This window comes from Methylobacterium sp. Gmos1 (assembly GCF_053764715.1).
In genome coordinates, this window is the sequence record NZ_JBSNCC010000017.1 from 80,278 (window position 1) to 98,607 (window position 18,330).

General features: G+C 72.2%; 15 protein-coding genes. 4 read left to right on the forward strand and 11 right to left on the reverse strand.

Features of this window, described 5'->3' with window-relative positions:
- Positions 1-25 precede the first annotated feature (25 nt).
- From ACS5PV_RS25360 to ACS5PV_RS25380, 5 genes are read right to left on the reverse strand one after another with little or no spacing between them, the layout of a single operon-like run.
- On the reverse strand, positions 26-1,903 hold the full coding sequence (locus ACS5PV_RS25360) for an ABC transporter ATP-binding protein (protein ID WP_455398119.1): 1,878 nt from the start codon (positions 1,901-1,903) through the stop codon (positions 26-28).
- Positions 1,904-1,946: 43 nt separating this feature from the next.
- Positions 1,947-4,208: a glycosyltransferase gene (locus ACS5PV_RS25365; protein ID WP_455398120.1), complete on the reverse strand. Its 2,262-nt coding sequence runs from the start codon at positions 4,206-4,208 to the stop codon at positions 1,947-1,949.
- Positions 4,205-5,569: a glycosyltransferase family 4 protein gene (locus ACS5PV_RS25370; RefSeq protein ID WP_455398121.1), complete on the reverse strand. Its 1,365-nt coding sequence runs from the start codon at positions 5,567-5,569 to the stop codon at positions 4,205-4,207. Before ACS5PV_RS25370 ends, ACS5PV_RS25365 begins: the two co-directional genes overlap by 4 nt.
- On the reverse strand, positions 5,566-6,822 hold the full coding sequence (locus ACS5PV_RS25375) for a glycosyltransferase (RefSeq protein WP_455398122.1): 1,257 nt from the start codon (positions 6,820-6,822) through the stop codon (positions 5,566-5,568). The genes ACS5PV_RS25370 and ACS5PV_RS25375 overlap by 4 nt, the downstream gene beginning before the upstream one ends.
- A gap of 12 nt (positions 6,823-6,834) precedes the next feature.
- Complete coding sequence (locus ACS5PV_RS25380) at positions 6,835-8,034, reverse strand: glycosyltransferase family protein (protein WP_455398123.1); 1,200 nt, start codon at positions 8,032-8,034, stop codon at positions 6,835-6,837.
- Between the two features lie 297 nt (positions 8,035-8,331).
- Between ACS5PV_RS25380 and atzD the strand changes: the two genes are divergently transcribed.
- Positions 8,332-9,435 carry a cyanuric acid amidohydrolase gene (gene atzD, locus ACS5PV_RS25385; protein ID WP_455398124.1) on the forward strand — a complete coding sequence of 368 codons (1,104 nt, stop codon included), beginning with the start codon at positions 8,332-8,334 and terminating at the stop codon, positions 9,433-9,435.
- A 134-nt stretch (positions 9,436-9,569) separates the two neighbouring features.
- Here atzD and ACS5PV_RS25390 read toward each other — a convergent pair whose 3' ends face one another.
- From ACS5PV_RS25390 to ACS5PV_RS25415, 6 genes are all read right to left on the reverse strand, one after another.
- The gene (locus ACS5PV_RS25390; RefSeq protein ID WP_109972401.1) at positions 9,570-9,887 is read right to left on the reverse strand and encodes a c-type cytochrome; all 318 of its coding nucleotides are present in this window, start codon (positions 9,885-9,887) and stop codon (positions 9,570-9,572) included.
- A gap of 52 nt (positions 9,888-9,939) precedes the next feature.
- Positions 9,940-11,214, reverse strand: a complete 1,275-nt coding sequence (locus ACS5PV_RS25395; protein WP_455398125.1) for a PQQ-dependent sugar dehydrogenase — start codon at positions 11,212-11,214, stop codon at positions 9,940-9,942.
- A 133-nt stretch (positions 11,215-11,347) separates the two neighbouring features.
- Positions 11,348-12,790, reverse strand: a complete 1,443-nt coding sequence (locus ACS5PV_RS25400; RefSeq protein WP_455398126.1) for an amidase — start codon at positions 12,788-12,790, stop codon at positions 11,348-11,350.
- A 189-nt stretch (positions 12,791-12,979) separates the two neighbouring features.
- Positions 12,980-13,426 (reverse strand): DUF421 domain-containing protein, encoded by a 447-nt coding sequence (locus tag ACS5PV_RS25405; protein WP_455398127.1) that lies wholly within the window; start codon positions 13,424-13,426, stop codon positions 12,980-12,982.
- A gap of 116 nt (positions 13,427-13,542) precedes the next feature.
- Complete coding sequence (locus tag ACS5PV_RS25410; protein WP_455398128.1) at positions 13,543-14,046, reverse strand: hypothetical protein; 504 nt, start codon at positions 14,044-14,046, stop codon at positions 13,543-13,545.
- Between the two features lie 231 nt (positions 14,047-14,277).
- Entirely contained in the window at positions 14,278-14,532 is a 255-nt protein-coding gene (locus ACS5PV_RS25415; RefSeq protein WP_455398129.1) for a PilZ domain-containing protein, read from the reverse strand.
- Positions 14,533-14,839: 307 nt separating this feature from the next.
- Here ACS5PV_RS25415 and ACS5PV_RS25420 point away from each other — a divergent pair, with 307 nt between their 5' ends.
- From ACS5PV_RS25420 to ACS5PV_RS25430, 3 genes are read left to right on the forward strand one after another with little or no spacing between them, the layout of a single operon-like run.
- Positions 14,840-16,432, forward strand: a complete 1,593-nt coding sequence (locus ACS5PV_RS25420) for an ABC transporter substrate-binding protein (protein ID WP_455398130.1) — start codon at positions 14,840-14,842, stop codon at positions 16,430-16,432.
- A gap of 11 nt (positions 16,433-16,443) precedes the next feature.
- Entirely contained in the window at positions 16,444-17,385 is a 942-nt protein-coding gene (locus tag ACS5PV_RS25425) for an ABC transporter permease (protein ID WP_455398131.1), read from the forward strand.
- Positions 17,382-18,299 (forward strand): ABC transporter permease, encoded by a 918-nt coding sequence (locus tag ACS5PV_RS25430; RefSeq protein WP_455398132.1) that lies wholly within the window; start codon positions 17,382-17,384, stop codon positions 18,297-18,299. Before ACS5PV_RS25425 ends, ACS5PV_RS25430 begins: the two co-directional genes overlap by 4 nt.
- Positions 18,300-18,330: the final 31 nt, after the last annotated feature.

An 18,330-nucleotide genomic window follows, 5' to 3' on the forward strand; every position in this document is an offset into this window, starting at 1 on the left:
GGAAATCAGTATCTCTTGGAGAAGGTCAGGCGGCCTGCCGGAGCACCGGCCCGGCGACCCGGACGCAATGCCCGGGCTCGATCTCGGTCATGGTGCCGGCCGCGCCGCCGACGAGGCGGTAGGGCTCGGGCCAGCTCGCCGGGTCGGAGAAGCGGTCGCTCATCAGGAGCTTCAGGTCGAGGGGATGGTCGAGGTCCGGCTCGGGGACGGCGGCGAGCAGCGCCCGCGTGTAGGGATGGGCTGGATTCTTGAACAGGGCGGCCTTCGGCGCCTCCTCGACGATGTACCCACGGCACATCACCGCGATCGTGTCGGCGATGTAGTCGACCACCGCGAGGTTGTGGGAGACGAACAGGTAGGAGACGCCGAGGCTCGCCTGCAAATCTTTCAGGAGGTTGAGCACCTGGGCCTGCACCGACACGTCGAGGGCTGAGACCGGCTCGTCGCAGAGCAGCACCCGGGGCTTCAGGGCGAGCGCCCGGGCGATGCCGAGGCGCTGGCGCTGGCCGCCCGAGAAGGCGTGGGGGTAGCGCCGCAGGGACGACTGGTCGAGCCCGACCATGTCCAAAAGTTCCTTCGCCCGCTCGTAGCGCTCGTCCGACGAACCGACGCCGTGGATGCGCAGGGGCTCAGTCAGGAGCTCGTAGACCGTCATGCGCGGGTTGAGCGACGAGAACGGGTCCTGGAACACGAACTGCACCGCGCGACGAAAATCCTTCAGCTCGCGGTCCTTGAGGGCGAAGACGTCGCGGGGCCCTCTCCCCGATCCGTCGTCGAAGGTGACGGTGCCGGAATCGGGGCGAAGCGCCCGCATCACCACCTTCGAGAGCGTGGTCTTGCCGCAGCCCGACTCGCCGACGAGGCCGAGCGTGCGGCCCGGATGCAGCTGGAGCGACACGCCGTTGACGGCGTTGATGGTGCGGGTCTTCCCCTTGAACCAGCCCGAGCGCAGGGTGAAGGACTTGCGCACCCCCTCGATGGCGAGCAGCGGTCCGGCCGGATCGGGCCGGTGCGGCTCGCCGGCCTTGCGGGCGAGCACCGCGCTCTTGACCTCGCGGATCGGGGTCAGGCGCTCGCCGGGCGCCATGTGGAAGCGCGGCACCGCCCGCATCAGCGCCTTGAGGTAGGGGTGGCCGGGGCGGCGAAAGATTTCTTCGCGGGAGCCCGCCTCCATCACCCGGCCGCGATACATCACCACCACGTCGTCGGCCATGTTGGCGACCACGCCGAGATCGTGGGTGATGAGCAGCATCGCCATGCCGGTCTCGGCCTGGAGGTCGCGCATCAGCTCCAGGATCTGCGCCTGGGTGGTGACGTCGAGCGCCGTGGTCGGCTCGTCGGCGATGAGGAGGGCGGGGCGGGTGATGAGCGCCATCGCGATCATCGCGCGCTGGCGCAGGCCCCCCGACAATTCGAACGGGTAGGTGACGAGCGCCCGCTTCGGGTCCGGGAAGCCGACGCGCTCGAACACCTCGATCGCCCGGGCCTTCGCCTGCTCGGCCGACACGTCGGCGTGCAGCCGCAGCGCCTCGGTGACCTGGTCGCCGACGGTGTGGAGCGGTGACAGCGAGGTCATCGGCTCCTGGAAGATCATCGCGATCCGCCCGCCGCGGAGAGCCTGCATCCGCGACGAATCGGCCTTGAGCGCCGCGATGTCGGTGCCGCCGGGAGGTCCCGAGGGGTCGGCGAAGCGGATCTGGCCGCCGGTGATCCCGGCGACCTTGGGCAGGATCTGCAGGATCGCCTGCGCGGTGACCGACTTGCCCGAGCCCGATTCGCCGACGAGGGCGACGGTGCGGCCCGCCGGCACGTCGAGGGACAGGCCGTCGACTGCCCGGAACGAGCCGGAATCGGTCGTGAAGTCGACCGTGAGGTCGCGGATCGACAGGAGCGGTGCCGTCATCCTGGTGCCGTGCGGTCCTCTCGGGGCGAGCGTCCCCGGATCTTCACGGGAAGATAGGGTCCGTTTGTGACACGGGCGACGTCGCGGGCGCAAACAAAGCGGCGGCACGCGATATTCTTGATCCCCGGTCCGCCGCTGCGTGGGCGGCGAGATGGTCGAGCAGGCGCTCGCAGAACGCCCAGGTCGCCGCGTCCTGCACGAGGTGGTGGGTCAGGAGCCCGACCGGACCGCCCTCCGCCACCGCCCGAGCGGCGCGGGCGACGATTTTTTCCGGATCGGCGAGCCCGCCGCCGGCGCGCCAGGCGACCGGGTCGACCGCGGCGTGGGCCTGGGCGAGGCCGGGGACCGGGGGCAGGGGATGGGCCGCCGAGACGCCGCGATAGCCGAGGGCCGGCAGGACCGCCGGCAGGTCGGGGGCGAGGCGGTTCCAGGGCGGCACCAGCACCGGCAGCAGGCGGGGGCCGAGGCGGATTTTCGCGAGTCCCAGCGCTTCCGCGGCGTCGGATCGCAGCGCCGCGAGGGCGCGGTGCGGGCCGAACTCCGCCTTCTTGGCCTCAGGCGGCGCGTGGTCGGCGTGGGCGAGGCCGTGGACGAGGAGGTCCACGCCCGGTTCGTCGGCTATGCGCGCCGCCAGCGACGGCTCGGCCCGGGCCGGGATCGCCGCGAGCGCCACCGGCCAGCCGGTCCTGGCGGCGAGGGCGAGCAGGCGGTCGAGGGCGGGGGTATGGGCGGTCGCGTCGTCGTCGCGCCACCAGAAGGTGGTGATGCGGCCCTCGTCCGCGGCGCGGGCGAGGGCATCGGTGAGGGGGGTGAGGTCGAGAGGGGCGGCGAGTACGGCCGGGCTTCTTGTCTCCGGTCGCAATTCAGCATGCGCGGATTCCCCCTCTCCCGGCGGGCGGGGAGAGGGCTGCGTTCCCGTCCAGGGAACGCAGCGAGCGGAGGCGAAGCCGGAGCGAGGGTGAGGGGGGGCGCCCGGAGGAGTCTCACGCGTCGAGACCCCCTCACCCTCGCGGCGAACCTGCGGTTCGCTGCTCCCTGAGCCCCTTCGGAGCTCAGGCCTCTCCCCGCGAGAAGTCGGGCTTGCCCGACTTCGTCTGTCGCCTGCAGATCCCGGGCAAGCCCGGGATCTGTCGGGGAGAGGGGAGATCAGCGCTTCATCCGATAAGGATGCGGGCAGGCCGGCATCTCGTAGCATCGCCTCCACGATCGCCACGCTCCGCCGCGCCCCGTCCCGCGCGATGGCGTGGTCCGCGCCCGGCGGGGGTGCGGCCCGGACCGCCTCTGCCAGGCGTTCGGCCGTGAGCTCGCTCTCCGGCAGCACCCGGGCGAGGCCGTGGGCGGCCAGGGTCTCGGCCCGCAGGCGCTGCTCGGTCTCGTGGCCGGCCTCGAACGGCACCAGCAGGGCCGGACAGCCGCCATGCAGCAGGTCGAGCACCGTATTGTAGCCGGCCTGGCTCACCGACAGGGCGGCGCCGGTCAGGAGCGCGCGAAAGTCCGGCCGCGCCCGCTGGACGACCGCGTTCCCGGGTGCCGCCGCGGCCAGCGCCGCGAAGGCGGGCTCGGGCACGGCGCGACCGACGAGGATGCGCCAGGACAGGCCGGGGGTGAGGAGCGCCGCGCCGACCGCCGCCTCCTGGAGCGGCAATCCCGCGGCGCTGGACCCGCCCGAGACCACGATGCCGGCGCGGGGACGATCCGGGGCGGGGATCGCCTCGGCGTCGTCGACGTAGCCGGTGTAGCGCAGCCGCCGCGCGATTCTCGCATCGACCGGCCAGGACGCGTCGAGCGGCAGGAAGGCGGGATCGCCGTGGACCAGCACGGCGTCGTAGGCGTCCAGGCGGGCGTGGGTGGCGGCGATCCGATCCGGGCGGCTCGGGGTCGCGAGGATGTCGCGGATCGAGGCGAGGAGCAGCGGGCGCGGCGCGGCGGCGCGGACGGCCTCGACCAGCGGCTCGAATTCCGGCGCCAGAACCCGGCGGCCGAAGGGGTAGAGCTCGGTGATGACCGCGTCGGGGATGGTCTGCGCGAAGGTGGCGACGAGTGCGTCGCGGCGCGCCGCCAGCCGCTCGGCCGTCACCGGCGCGCCGTCGGGGTCGAGGAGCGCCGTGAAGGCGGTGCCGGTGATCCGCACCGGGGGCAGTTGCACCAGGCGGATGCCGTCGAGGCGGGGCAGGGCCGCAGGCATGCCGCCGGAGACGAGCGTGACCGTGTGTCCGGCGCCCGCGAAGGCCCGCGCCAGGGCCGCCGCCCGGGTGAGATGCCCGGCGCCGAGGAGATGCGTGACGGCGATCAGGATCCGGCTCACGCATGCCTCCGCACGAGCGGGCCGAGCGCCGCGCGCAGGCGGGCGGCCGCCTTGTCGAGGCCGCGCTCCTCGCGGGCGAAGGCGAGGGCGGTGCTCCGCATCGCCGCGAGGGTTGCGGGTGCCCCGGCGAAGTCGCGGATCGCGGCGGCGAGCGCGGCGGCATCGCCCGGCGGCGTCACCCGGCCCGTCGCGCCGTCCTGCACCACGTCCGGCACGCCGCCGTAGCCGCCGGCCACCACCGGGCAGCCATGGGCCTGCGCCTCCAGGAGCGCCATGCCGTAGGCCTCGTTGACCGCCGGCCAGACCAGGAGGTCGGCGGTGGCGTAGAGGGTCGAGAGGGCGGCGGGCGCGACGGCGCCGTGGCGGCGCACCCGGTCGCCGAACGGTGCGAGCAGGGAATCCACCTCCGCCGATGCCGGGCCGTCGCCGGCGACGTCGAGGGTCCAGGGCCGGTCGCCGAGTTGCGCCAGCGCCTCGGCGAGAAGGCGGTAGGAGGCGAGCTTGTCGCCTTCGCGCATCATCGCGACGGTGAGGAGGCGCAGGGGAGCGGGTGAGGATGCGGGCTGCAGAGGTGATCGATGAAAGGAAGAGGCGCGGGATCCCCCCACTCCCGTGTGGGAGAGGGGTCGGGGGTGAGGGTGACACGCTTCCGCGAAAAGCTGTGGCGGTCGTGCTGGTAGCGGGACGGTCAGTGTTTCGATCGGAACCGTGTCACCCTCACCCCTACCCCCCTCCCAAACCTTGTAGCGATACCGGGCAGGCCCGGCATCGCCTGGAGAGGGGATCCCCCGCCATTCTCTTCCAGGGCTTATTCCTGAGAAGCCCGGCTCGATGCCAGATAGCGGCCACTCCGCCGGGTCGAGAAACGGCGGCAGGTCGGCGAGCACCTGCCGCCCTGGCCGCGCCGCCTCGAGCGCCGGCCGGTCGCGGCGGTTCATGACGAGGATCAGGTCGGCGGCGTCGAGGGCGGCCTCGGCCCCGGCATGGCCGAGCGCGTGCGGGCCGGAGGCGCGCCGGGGCGCCCGCGAGCCCTCCGCCACCACGTAGGGAATCCCCAGCGCCCGGGACACCGCCGGGCCGATCCAGTCCGGCGCCTTGTAGTAGACGTGATAGGTGAACCACAGGGCGGGCGGGTCGTCCCGGTAGGCCGCGAGCATCCGCCCGACCTCGGCCCGCGACTCGGCCCGCAACGCCGGATGCCGCGACCCGTCGGGATCGCGGGTGCGCAAGGAACTGGCGAGTTCCGGCGCGAACCCGGCGACGGCCAGCGCCCGCAGCAGCAGCCGGGCCATCGTGCGCTCGCCGGAGGGCACCGGGTGGTCGGGGGCCTTGAGGGGGGCGTAGAAGGCGACCCGGCTCATCGCATCGCCGCACCTTTGGCCGCATCCGCGAGCAGGCGCGCCACGGTCGCGAACCCGGCCTCGGCACCGAACTCGGATCGCAGCCGGGCGAGCGCCGCCGCCGCGAGGCGCGCTCGCTCGGCGGGATCGCGGGCGAGCAGGTTGACGGCGTTCGACAGCGCCCCCCAGTCGCCCGGCGGCACCAGCCGGCCCTCGACCCCGTCGCGGAGAAATTCCGGGATGCCGGCGAAGTCGGTGGCGACGACGGCCAGGCCCTGCGAGGCCGCCTCCATGATGACGTTGGGCAGCCCGTCGCGGTCGCCGGACGGCGCGCGCTTGGCCGGCAGCACGAACAGGTCGGCCTCGCGCAGGAGCGCCACCACCTCCGGCTGGGGCTTCGCGCCGAGAAAGATCACCCGCTGCGACAGGCCGAGCGCCGCCGCCTTCGCGCGCAGCGCCGCCAGCGCCTCGCCGCCGCCGACATGGGCGAGGCGCCAGTGCAGGTCCGGGGGCAGGGCGGCGAGCGCGTCGAGGAGGTCGTCGAATCCCTTCTTCGCCACGGCCCGGCCGACCGTCACGATCCTCAGGGGATCGGCCGGGTCCGAGCCGTCGCGGGGCGGGCGTGATTCCGGCGGCGCGGGAAACCGCGACAGGTCGAGGCCGTGATAGACGAGCGAGACCCGCCCCGGATCCGTCGCGACCTCGCGCAGGCGCGCCGCACCCGCCGCCGTGCAGGTGACCGCGAAGGCGAGCCGCGGGTCGTCCAGCTTCTCGGCGAGCTCCCAGTCCGGCGTGGTCCAGATGTCCTTGGCATGCGCCGAGGCGCTCCAGCTCCGCCCGCTCAGGAGCGCGGCGTAGCGCGCCACCGAGGCCGGGGTGTGCAGGTAATGGACGTGGATGTGCCCGATCCCGGCCGGCAGCTCACGGGCGAGCACCAGGGCTTGGCCGAGGCGCCGGCCCCGGTTGGGGGTGAAGTCGCGGGCGAGGTCGCGCCGCACGAGGGCGAGCAGCGCCCACAGGCCCGGCCGGCGCAACGCCGCGAGCGCGCCGCGCAGCACCCGCAGCGGCGCCTGGTGGAGGTATTCCGGCAGGTAGGCGACGGGGGCGCGGATCTGGCGGTGCATCGGGTGCACCGCGCCGTCATGCGGCTGGCGTAGCGACCAGATCGCGAGGTCGAGGCCCCGCGCCTCGAGCCCGAGGAGTTCCTGGGCGATGAAGGTCTCGGACAGGCGCGGGTAGCCCTTGACGAGGACGGCGATGCGGAGCGGGGGCATAGAGGGACTGGCTTACTCGGCGGCCACGCAAGCCGCGTCCGATGCGGCGGTGAGGCGACGGATTGCCGGCAGGCCGTCGAGGAGGCCGGGGATCGGCCGGGACGAGGGGGGCGGCTGCTGCGGCAGGGCGTCGAGCGCCGCGGCCATGCGGGCGGTATCCTCGTCCGCCCCGGGCTCGATGACGCCGACGAGGCCGAGCCGCGCGGCGGCGCGGGCGCGGATCAGCTGCTCGCGCCGCGGCCGCACCCGCGGCAGGATCAGGGCCGGGCGGTCGAAGGACAGGATCTCGCAAAACGTGTTGTAGCCGCCCATCGCCACCACGCCGGCGGCGCGGCGCATCAGCCGCTCCAGCCGCGCATCGAAATCGAGGGAGGCGAGGCGCGGATGCGCCGCGATGCGGGCGCGCAGGTGCGCCTGCTCGGCGGCCGGGAAGAACGGGCCGAACACCACGAGCGCCCGGTGCTCAAGCGACTGCGCCTCGTAGGCCCGCACCACCGCCTCGACCAGCTCGACCCCGTCGCCGCCGCCGCCCGGGGTGACGAGGAGGAACGGCTCCTCCACCGGCTCGTCGGGCGGGCCCGCATCGGGCGCCTCGCGGCGCAGGTACCCGGTATAGGTCAGGCGGCTCCCGACGCCGGCGGGCAGCGCCAGCCCGTCGAGGGGGGCGTAGATCTCCTCCAGGCCGTAGACCCAGAGCGAGTCGTAGAGCGGCAGCACCGCGAGCGCCCCTTTCCGCTCCCATTCCGGCGCCAGCAGCTCCGGCGCGTCGAGCACGTCGCGCAGGCCCAGCACCAGCCGGCAGCCCCGGGCCTTGAGGCGGTGGAGCGCCGGCAGCACCTCGCCGTGGAAGCCCGCCGGCTCCTTGTCGACGAGGAACAGGTCGGGATCGAAGCGCTCGGCGACGTGGCGGATCAGGGCGGCGCGGGTCGCCACCACCTCGTCGAGGCCGTGGCCGGGGCCAAGGCTCTGGTACTCGCCGCTGGCGAGCTTGGTCACGCCCGGCAGGCGCCGGCAGCTCACCCCGGGGGCGAAGCGGAAGGCGTGGCTCACCGGCGAGCCCGACAGGATCACCACCCGCCGCTCCGGCGCCTCCGCCACCAGGGCGTGCGCGATCGCCCGCGCCCGACGCAGGTGGCCGAGCCCGAACGTGTCGTGCGAGTAGATCAGCACCCGCTGCGGGGCGCCGCCGGGCACGGGCGAGACGAAACTCATCCGGCGGACGCTTCGATCCGGGCGGGCATTCCGGCCCGGACGAACAGGGAGGCCCGTGCGGACACGGCGGGCCGGGTGCGGCTCAACGGTATCGGCATCGGGTTGTCGACCTCCCGGGCGCGGGAGCCTAGACTAGCGCATCCGCCCCCGGCCCGGCTACCCGGGCCCGGGCAGTTATGGCCAGGCTTGTGGCGGCGCGGCACCAGGGCCTGGGTTGGCGGCGCATTTGCAAGGGCGGCCCCGCCGCTCCCCGGCCGAATGTCCCTGGGACGGCGAGATGGTTCCACGGAGTCCCCGATGCCCGAATGCCTCGTCTTTCGCGTGCCGACCCGGCACCCCGCCGACGTCTCGGGCCTCGACGCCCTGATCGAGTCCGGCGCGGTCGCTCCGCACGAGATCGTGGCGGTGTTCGGCAAGACCGAGGGCAACGGCTGCGTCAACGATTTCACCCGCTCGCTCGCCGTGATGGCGCTGGAGGCCTCGCTCGGCGCCCGGCTCGGGGTCCCGCCGGCGGCGATCGGCGCCCGGGTCGCCCTGGTGATGTCGGGCGGCACCGAGGGCGGGCTCTCGCCCCACCTCCTGGTCCTCGCCCGGCGCGAGGGACCGGCGGGGACCGGCCGGGCGCTCGCGGTCGGCACCGCCTTTACCGACGATTTTCTCCCCGAGGAGATCGGCCGGATGGCGCAGGTGCGCGCCACCGCCTCCGCCGTGCGCCGCGCCATGGCGGCGGCGGGCCTGGAGGAGGCGTCCGACGTGCACTTCGTGCAGGTGAAGTGCCCGCTTCTCACCAGCGCCCGCATCCAGGAGGCGGCCGCCCGGGGCGAGACCGTGGCCACCCACGACACCTACGCCTCGATGGGCCTGTCGCGCGGCGCCTCGGCGCTGGGGATCGGGCTGGCGCTCGGCGAGATCCCGGAATCCGTGCTCGACGACGCGGTGATCGGCACCCGCAGCGACCTCTATTCCGGCCGCGCCAGCGCCTCGGCGGGGATCGAGCTGATGCGCAACGAGGTCATCGTGCTCGGCAACGCGCCCGGCTGGAACGGCCCCTTGCGCATCGCCCACCGGGTGATGCGCGACGGCATCGACCTCCCGGCGATCCAGGGGGCGCTCGCCGATCTCGGCTTTCCCGCGACCGGCCAGCTCCCGCCGGAGGCCGCCGCCCGGGTGGTCGCCCTGCTCGCCAAGGCCGAGCCCTCGGGCGACGGCCTGATCCGCGGGCAGCGCCACATCATGAACGACGACAGCGACATCAACGCCACCCGCCACGCCCGGGCGCTGGTCGGGGGCGTCGCGGCGGCGGCGATCGGGCGGACGGACCTGTTCATCTCAGGGGGAGCCGAGCACCAGGGGCCGGATGGGGGCGGGCCGGTGGCAGTGATCGGGCGGGTGGGGGCTTGATCCCGTCCGGCTCGTCGTTCTCTTCCTTCCCGCTCTCTTCCCCTCCATTCTCCTGGCCCAGGGAAGCGGGCTACGAGATGCGGAGCATGGTAGGTCCGCGGAGGTCGATCGATAGGGCTCGCGGCCAACAACCCTCAGCCCGGCGGAATCACGTCGATCTGGATCCCGCTGTAATACGCCGCCAGGTTCGCGATGTCGGCATCCGACAGGTCCTGCGCCGCCACCGACATCACCTCGTTCTTGCGCGTCCCGTTGCGGAACTCGGTCAGCGCCTTGACGAGGTAGGGCTCGACCTGGCCGGCGAGGTTGGGGGCGTCGGGCAGCTTCGAGAGGCCGTCGAGGCCGTGGCAGGCCTGGCAGCCGACCGCCTTGGCCCGGCCGGCCTTGGCGTCGCCGGCCGCGGCCGGTGCGGTCGCGGCGAGGAGGAGCAGGAGGGCAAGCGCGCGGGTCATGGACGTCTCCTGAAGGGAAGGGGGCGGCAGCGGCCGCCCCCTTCCAAAGAACCTACTTCTCGTAGGAGATGCGGTAGATCGCGCCGGCCGTGTCGTCGGAGACGAGCAGCGAGCCGTCGGGCAGGGTCGCGACGTCGACCGGGCGGCCGAGATACTCGCCGCCTTCCGTCAGCCAGCCCTCGGCGAAGGGCTCGGGCTTGCCGGCGGTGCCGTCCTTGTTGACCGGCACGAACATCACCCGGGCGCCGATCGGCGTGGTGCGGTTCCAGGAGCCGTGCTCGGCGGTGAAGATCCCGCCGCGGAACTTCTCGGGGAACTGCTTGCCCTTGTAGACGATCATGCCGAGATCGGCGGCGTGGGGCGGCAGCTCCGCCTTCGGCGGCACCACGTCGGCCGGGACCTTGTCGTCCTTGTACTCGACGGTGCGCACGTTGCCGCCGCCGTAATACGGGAAGCCGAAGTTCTGGCCGGGCTTGGTGATCTGGTTCAACTCGCCCGGCGGCTGGTCGTCGCCCATGCCGTCGACCTGGTTGTCGGTGAACCACAGGGTCTTGTCGGGGGCGAAGTCCATGCCGACCGAGTTGCGGATGCCGGTGGCGTAGACCTCGCGGTTCTTGCCGTCGGCGTCCATGCGGATGATGCCGCCGATGCCGGTCTTGGCGTAGAGGTCGGCCTTGTCCTTCGGCGGCACGTTGTAGGGCTGGCCAAGCGAGACGTAGAGCTTGCCGTCAGGCCCGATGCGGCAGATCCGGGCGGTGTGGTTGTAGCTCTCCTCGCTAGGGGGGATCAGCTCGCCCTGCTTGACCACGACGACCGCCGGGCCGTCCGTGCCCTCGTAGAAGAACTCGGCCGCCGGGAAGGCCAGCACGCGGTTCTGCTCGACGATGGTGAGCACCCCGTCGCGGGAGAAGCAGACGGCGTTCGGGATCTTGAAGTCGACGCCCGGCGCGTAGACCTTGACCTCGTCGGCGACGCGGTCCTTGTCGCGGTCGGTGACGGTGTAGACCTTCGACTTGCGGGTGCCGACGAAGACCACGCCGGCATTCGGGCCGACCGCCATGGCGCGGGCATCCGGCACCACGGCGTAGAGCTCGATCTTGAACCCGTCCGGCACCTTGATCTTCTGGAGCGTGCGGTTGATCGCGTCGGCGCGCCGGCCGGTCTGCGGAATCGGCGGCGGCTCGGCGACGCCGGTCTGCTTGAAGCTGCCGAGCTTCTCCAGGTTGTCGACCTTGGCCTTGGTGTCGCCGGCGGTGGTGTCCTGGGCGAAGGCGACGCCTGCGAAGGACACGCTGGCGGCGAGCGCCGCCATCAGGAAGGGCTTCATCGGGGTCTCCTCGGGTGTCGGCCGGTTGTGGCGTGGCCGAGCTTGTTGCCCGCCATGTATGCCGCCAGCCCCCGCGACCGGCAAGCACGGCAGGACGCCTAGGCCGATCACGCCGGCGTGATCGGCGAAAGGCTCAGCCGCGCAGGGCCGGCGGGACGATCCGGTCGAAGCCCGTCACCGCCTCGTAGGCCGCCGCGATGGCCAGCAGCTCGGCCTCGGCCTGGTTCGGGGCGATGAGCTGGATGCCCATCGGCAGCCCGGCCGGGTTGAAGCCGACCGGCAGGCTGATCACCGGGCAGCCGGACATCGTGCCCGGCACCACCACCTCCATCCAGCGGTGGTAGGTGTCCATCTCTCGCCCGTTGACGTGGCGCGGCCAGGTCTCGCCGGCGTCGAACGGGAAGACTTGCGCGCTGGGCAGAGCCAGCACGTCGAAGCGCTCGAAGAGGCCGCGCACGCAATGGTACCAGGCGGTACGGGTGACGCTGGCGGCGTGCACGTCGAAGGCCGAGAGCCGTTGGCCCTGCTCGACCTCCCAGACCGCCTCCGGTTTCATCAGGGCGCGCTTGCCCGGGTCGCCCCAATGCGCCGAGAGGGTCGCGCCGGTGATCCACTGGCGCATCACGCGCCAGGCGTGCCAGATCGCCTCCGGATCGAAGGCGGGGAGCACCGGCTCGACCGCGGCGCCGTGGGCGGAGAACACGCTCAGGCCCGCCTCGCAGAGATCGAGCACGCCTGGCTCGAACGGCAGGTGACCGCCGAAATCCCCGATCCAGCCGATGTGCAGCCCCTTCAGCTCCCGCGGCCGGACCGAGGCGAACACCGCCGGATCCTGGCGGATCGCGGTCGGGGTGCGGGGATCGTACCCGGCCTGGACCGAGAGCAGCAGGCCGAGATCGGCGGTGCAGCGCGCCATCGGCCCGTTGACGCCGAGCGCGGGCAGGAACACCTCGTCGGTCTGGCCCGGCACCCGGCCGGCGGCGGGGCGCAGGCCCAGCACGTTGTTCCAGGCGGCCGGGTTGCGCAGCGAGCCGCCATGGTCGCTGCCGTCGGCGAGCGGCACCATGCGCAAGGCCAGCGCCACCGCCGCCCCGCCGCTCGAGCCGCCGCCGGCCTTCGCTGGGTCGTAGGCGTTGCGGGTCGTGCCGAAGACCGGGTTGTGGCTATGCGAGCCGAGGCCGAATTCCGGCACGTTGGTCTTGCCGATCAGGATCGCGCCCGCGCGTTTAAGCCGCGCGACGTGGAGCGCGTCCGTCTCGGGCACCGTGTCGCGGAACAGCGGCGAGCCTTGCGTGGTGCGGATGCCCGCGGTGGCCGAGAGGTCCTTCACCGCGTGCGGCAGGCCGTGGAGCGGCCCGCGCGGGCCGTTCGCCGCCAGGTCCCGGTCGGCGGCCTCGGCCTCCGCGAGGAGCGCGTCGGGATCGCGCAGCGAGACGACCGCGTTCACCGCCGGGTTGTGGCGGGCGATCTGGTCGAGATGGGCCTGCATCACCTCGCGCGCCGAGACCGCCCGGTCGCGGATCGCCCGCGCGAGGTCGGTGGCGCGCATCGTCACGAGATCGGAGGTGGCGGGCATCGAGGCGTCCTGGAGCGGCATCGCGGCAGCGGAGCACGGGGACGGGGTCGCGACAAGCGCTGCCGGTGCAGGGGGCTCCGGCGTTTCGCGGTCGTGGCGCGCCGGACCACCGCTTCGTCCCGGGATCTCAGCGGTGAAGAATCCCGGATTCCGCCGTCGCGGTCCCGTCATCTGCCCTGATTCCAGGCGTCACGGCTTCTCCTTCGGCACGATGGTGATGCCACCCGTGTGCTCGATGATTGCCGATTGCACCTCGGAGAAGCTGCGGACGCCGTTCTGGCGCATCTCGGCGACCACGTCGCGCTCGTCGATGCGCAGGCGGTGCATCTGGTTCCAGTCCCAGGTGCCGTTGGAGTAGATCACCACCGGCGTGCCCTCCGCCACCTGCCCGACCACCGGCCACCACAGCTTCAGCCGCGAGACCGCCAGGTGCATGCCCGCGACCGTGCAGGCGGCGAGGAGCGCCCCGGTGATCGAGCGGTCGGCGCCGAGGATCGGCTGCACCGCCATGCCGCCGAACAGGAACACCACCGCCATGTCGAGCGGCGTGGCCGAGCGCATGATGCGCCGCGTGGTGACCCGCAGCAGGAGCAGGACGACCCCGTACATCAGGGCGGCGGTCAGCACGGTGCGCATCGCGGAACCTCGGGCTACAGCGTTTTCCGACGAAGCGGATGCCGGTTCGTGGTAGAAAATGCAGCAAAATCAATGGCCTGGAGCGCCGCCTGATCGCAGTGCGCTCGGGCGGTGCTCTAGGGATAGATCAGCAGCGGCACGTCGACCGGCCGGCCGAGGGCCGAGACCCGGGCCGCGACCGGGCCGATCTCGCGCGGCGACAGCATCAGGCTGATGTCGCCCCGGCGCTCGGGCCCGAGGCGGAAGCGGTAGGTGACGCCGGCGGGCGTTGCGTCCACTGCCTCGGCCCGCGGCTGGGTCGCGTCGATCGAGACGTGAGCGAGGAAATCGGCGTCGAGGTCGATCGAGACGTGCTCCGCGTCGAGCGGCCGGGTGATCCCGATCCGCATCCGCGAGGGGAAGCCGGCGCGCAGGAAGCGGTCGTAGCGCAGCACGATCGGCGTGCCCGGCACCGCGCGCTCGACATGCGCCAGGGGCCCGTCGCCGAACAGGCCGGCGAGGCCGGCGGCGATCACCAAGCCGATCAGGCTCTGCACGCCGGTCTGGAACCAGTTCCAGCGCCGCTCGAATACCGGAAACGTCCGGATCTCGGTCGCGGTGTCGTCGGATTGGCTCAGCATCGGGGCGTGCTTCGCGTCGGGTCGGCGGGAGCGCGCCGCATCGGGCTCGCTCGTCGGGCGTGAGATACGGTCATGGTCAAGGTAAATCGACGATCCTCGCGCTCGCGCGTCGCTCGAGACCCGCCGGATGTCCTGTGTTCACCCGGCGGGATCGGTTGATCGCGCCGGCCTCAACGTGCCGATTCTAGGCCGGTTCGCGTGAGGCCGGACACGAGGACATCTCGCGCGGGGTCAGGCCGGCATCTCGAACGCCACGCCGACGCGGCCGCGCCGGCGCCACACCACGCGGCAGCGGCGCATCACGAACTCGCCGGCGATCGCCAGCGTGAACGCGTCCGGCACCGCGAGCCCGGCCGGCATCGTGAGCACGGCGCCGGCTGCCGTAATGTTCGAGACCCGACAATCGACCGCAGGCGACGGGGCATCGAGGATGATCTCACCGTCGCGTCCCATCGGCCCAGCCATCGATGCCGAAGACACATCCATAGTCAGCTTCCGGACTCTCACACGAAGAGCGATGATTGCTCAACATGACCGATTGCTCGTGCCCGAACATCGACCGAAGGCGATAGGCACGAGGGCTTAAGGCGCCTGGCTCCGCGCCGTCGTACCAATGCGCATCTCCACTGCGCCGCGTCTGGCGCGAAGCTTGCTCCCCGGCCGAGCGTGACCGTTGACAACCCGCGAACCGCCTTGACCGAGGGATCGGACCGGGGCGAACCTCGCGGGAGAGCCGGCCCTCACGGGGCCCGGGCACGGCTCACGACCACAGGCCCCGCAGGCAGGACACGCCATGGACCGCAGGACGTTTCTGAAAGGCTCGGCCGCGCTTGGTGCTGCCGGCATGGCGCCCCAGCTCGCCGCCCCGGCGCTGGCGCAGCCGGCCAAGGTGCTGCGCTTCGTGCCGCAAGCGAACCTCGCCAATTTCGACCCGATCTGGGGGACGCAGTACGTCGTCCGCAACGCCGCCGCCCTCGTCTGGGACATGCTCTACGGCGTCGACGCGCAGCTGAAGCCGCAGCGCCAGATGGTCGAGTCGGAGGAGGTCTCGTCCGACGGCCTGACCTGGACCTTCCGCCTGCGGCCCGGCCTCAAGTTCCACGACGGCGAGCCGGTGCTGTCGAAGGACGTGGTGGCGAGCCTGACCCGCTGGATGGCCCGCGACCCGATGGGGATCATGATCCGGGCGATCCAGGCCGAGCTGGCGCCGGTCGACGACCGCACCTTCCGCTGGCAGCTGAAGAAGCCGTTCCCCAAGCTCCTGCTCGCCCTGGGCAAGAACAACGCCCCTTGCGCCTTCATCATGCCGGAGCGGATCGCCAGGACCGACCCGTTCACGCAGATCACCGAGTATGTCGGCTCGGGCCCGATGAAGTTCGCCCGCTCCGAATGGGTGCCCGGCGCCCGCGCGGTGTTCGAGAAGTTCGCCGACTACAAGCCGCGCGACGAGCCCTCGTCGTGGCTCGCCGGCGGCAAGCGGATGCTGCTCGACCGGGTCGAGTGGGTGATCATGCCCGATCCCGCCACCGCCTCGGCGGCGCTCCAGAACGGTGAGGTCGACTGGTGGGAGAACCCCATCCCCGATCTCGTCCCGCTGCTGCGCAAGAATTCCAACATCAACGTCGATATCGCCGATCCGCTCGGCAATATCGGCGCGTTCCGGATGAACCACCTGCACCCGCCCTTCGACAATCCGAAGGTGCGCCAGGCCGTCCTCATGGGCATGAACCAGGAGGACTACATGCGGGCGCTGATCGGCGACGACGACAAGTTGTGGAAGCCGCTGCCCGGCTTCTTCACGCCCGGCACGCCGCTCTACAGCGAGGCGGGCGGCCAGAAAATCGGCAAGGGCGACATCGCGGCGGCGAAGAAGCTCCTGGCCGAGGCCGGCTACAAGGGCGAGCCGGTGGTCTGCGTGGTGGCGCAGGACCAGCCGATCACCAAGAACATGGGCGACGTGACCGCCGACCTGCTCAAGCAGATGGGCATGAAGGTCGATTTCGTCGCCACCGACTGGGGTACCGTCGGCACGCGCCGCGCCTCGAAGGCGCCGCCCTCGCAGGGGGGCTGGAACATGTTCCACACCTGGCACGCGGGTGCCGACTGCATCAACCCGGCGGTCTACCCGGCGATCCGCGCCAACGGCGACAAGGCCTGGTTCGGCTGGCCCGACCTGCCGCCGGTCGAGGCCGGCATCACCGAGTGGTTCGACGCCGCCGATCCGGCGGCCGAGAAGGCGGCGATCGACAAGGTGAACGCGGCGGCGGTGAGTGGCGGCGTCTACGTGCCGACCGGCTACTTCCTCGGCTACCAGGCCTGGCGCAAGACCGTGACCGGCGTCGGCAAGGGACCGCTGCCCTTCACCTGGGGCGTGTCCAAGGCCTGAAGGATCCTCCCGTGTTCGGATTCCTCGTCAGGCGCGTCCTCGCCGTCATCCCGGTGATGGCGGTGGTCGGATTGTTCGTGTTCAGCCTGCTGTCGCTGGCGCCGGGCGATCCGGCAGCCCTGATCGCCGGCGACCAGGCCTCGCCGGCCGATATCGAGCGCATCCGCGCCTCGCTCGGCCTCGACCGGCCGTTCCTGGTCCGCTTCGGCGAGTGGGCCTGGCGCATCCTGCACGGGGATCTCGGCACCTCGATCTTCACCAACCTGCCGGTCACCACCATGATCGGCCAGCGGGTGCAGCCGACCGTGTCCCTGATGCTCGTCACGCTGATCTTCGCCGTGCTGGTGGCGGTGCCGCTTGGCGTCGTCGCGGCCTGGAAGGCGGGGCGCCTCGTCGACCGGCTGGTGATGGGGGCGGCGGTGCTCGGCTTCTCGGTGCCGGTCTTCGTCGTCGGGTATCTCCTTGCCTACGTCTTCGCCCTCGAGCTCGGCTGGCTGCCGGCGCAAGGCTACACGCCGATCGAGCAGGGGGTGGGGCCCTGGCTCGCCAACCTCGTCCTGCCGGCGCTGACCCTCGGCCTCGTCTACATCGCGCTCATCGCCCGGGTGACGCGAGCGACGATGCTCGACGTGCTCCAGCAGGATTACGTCCGCACCGCGCGGGCGAAGGGCGTGGCGCAGGGCGGCGTGCTGTTCGTCCACGCGCTGAAGAACGCCGCGGTGCCGATCGTCACGGTGATCGGCATCGGCATCGCGCTCCTGATCGGCGGCGCCGTCGTCACCGAGACGGTGTTCGCGATCCCCGGCCTCGGCCGCCTCACCGTCGACGCGATCCTGCGGCGCGACTACCCGGTGATCCAGGGCGTCGTGCTGCTGTTCAGCTTCACCTACGTGCTGGTGAACCTCGCGATCGACCTCCTCTACACCCTCATCGACCCGAGGATCCGCTATTGAGCGCCGCCCAACCTCTGGGTCCGGAGGCGGGCCTCGCGGTCGCCGCGCCGCTGCCCGACCTCTACCCGCCGCGCAAGGCGCTCGGGCCGATCCGCCGGACCTGGAAGCGCCACCCGACCATCGTGATCGGCGGCGCGATCCTGGTGCTCGTCGCCCTGATGGCGATCCTCGCGCCGTTCCTCTGGACCGTCGACCCGACGGCGATCAGCCCGTCGCGGCGCACGCGGGTCCCCTCGGCGCTCTACTGGTTCGGCACCGACATGCTCGGGCGCGACATCTATTCCCGCGTCGTCTACGGCGCCCGTGTCTCGCTCCTCGTCGGCTTCGCGGTGGCGTTGCTCGCCTCGCTCGCGGGCCTCGCCATCGGCCTCGTCTCCGGCATGGTGCGCTGGGCCGACGGGATCATCATGCGGATCGTCGACGGGCTGATGTCGATCCCGCCGATCCTGCTCGCCATCGCCCTGATGGCGCTGACCCGCGGCTCGGTCGAGAACGTCATCCTGGCGATCACGGTGGCGGAGATCCCCCGCGTCGCCCGGCTGGTGCGTGGCGTGGTGCTCTCGTTGCGCGAGCAGCCCTACGTCGAGGCGGCGGTGACGACCGGCACCCGCATGCCGATGATCATCTGGCGCCACATCCTGCCCAATACCCTCGCGCCGATGACGGTGCAGGCGACCTACATCTGCGCGTCCGCGATGATCGCCGAATCGATCCTGTCGTTCATCGGCGCCGGCGTGCCGCCCGCGACCCCGTCCTGGGGCAACATCATGGCCGAGGGCCGGGCGCTCTGGCAGGTGAAGTTCTACATCATCCTGTTCCCGGCGATCTTCCTGTCGCTCACCGTGCTCGCCGTGAACCTCGTCGGCGACGGCCTGCGCGACGCCCTCGATCCGCGGATGGCGAAGGATGCGTGAGCATTGCGTCTCCGCCGATGGCTCTGCCACC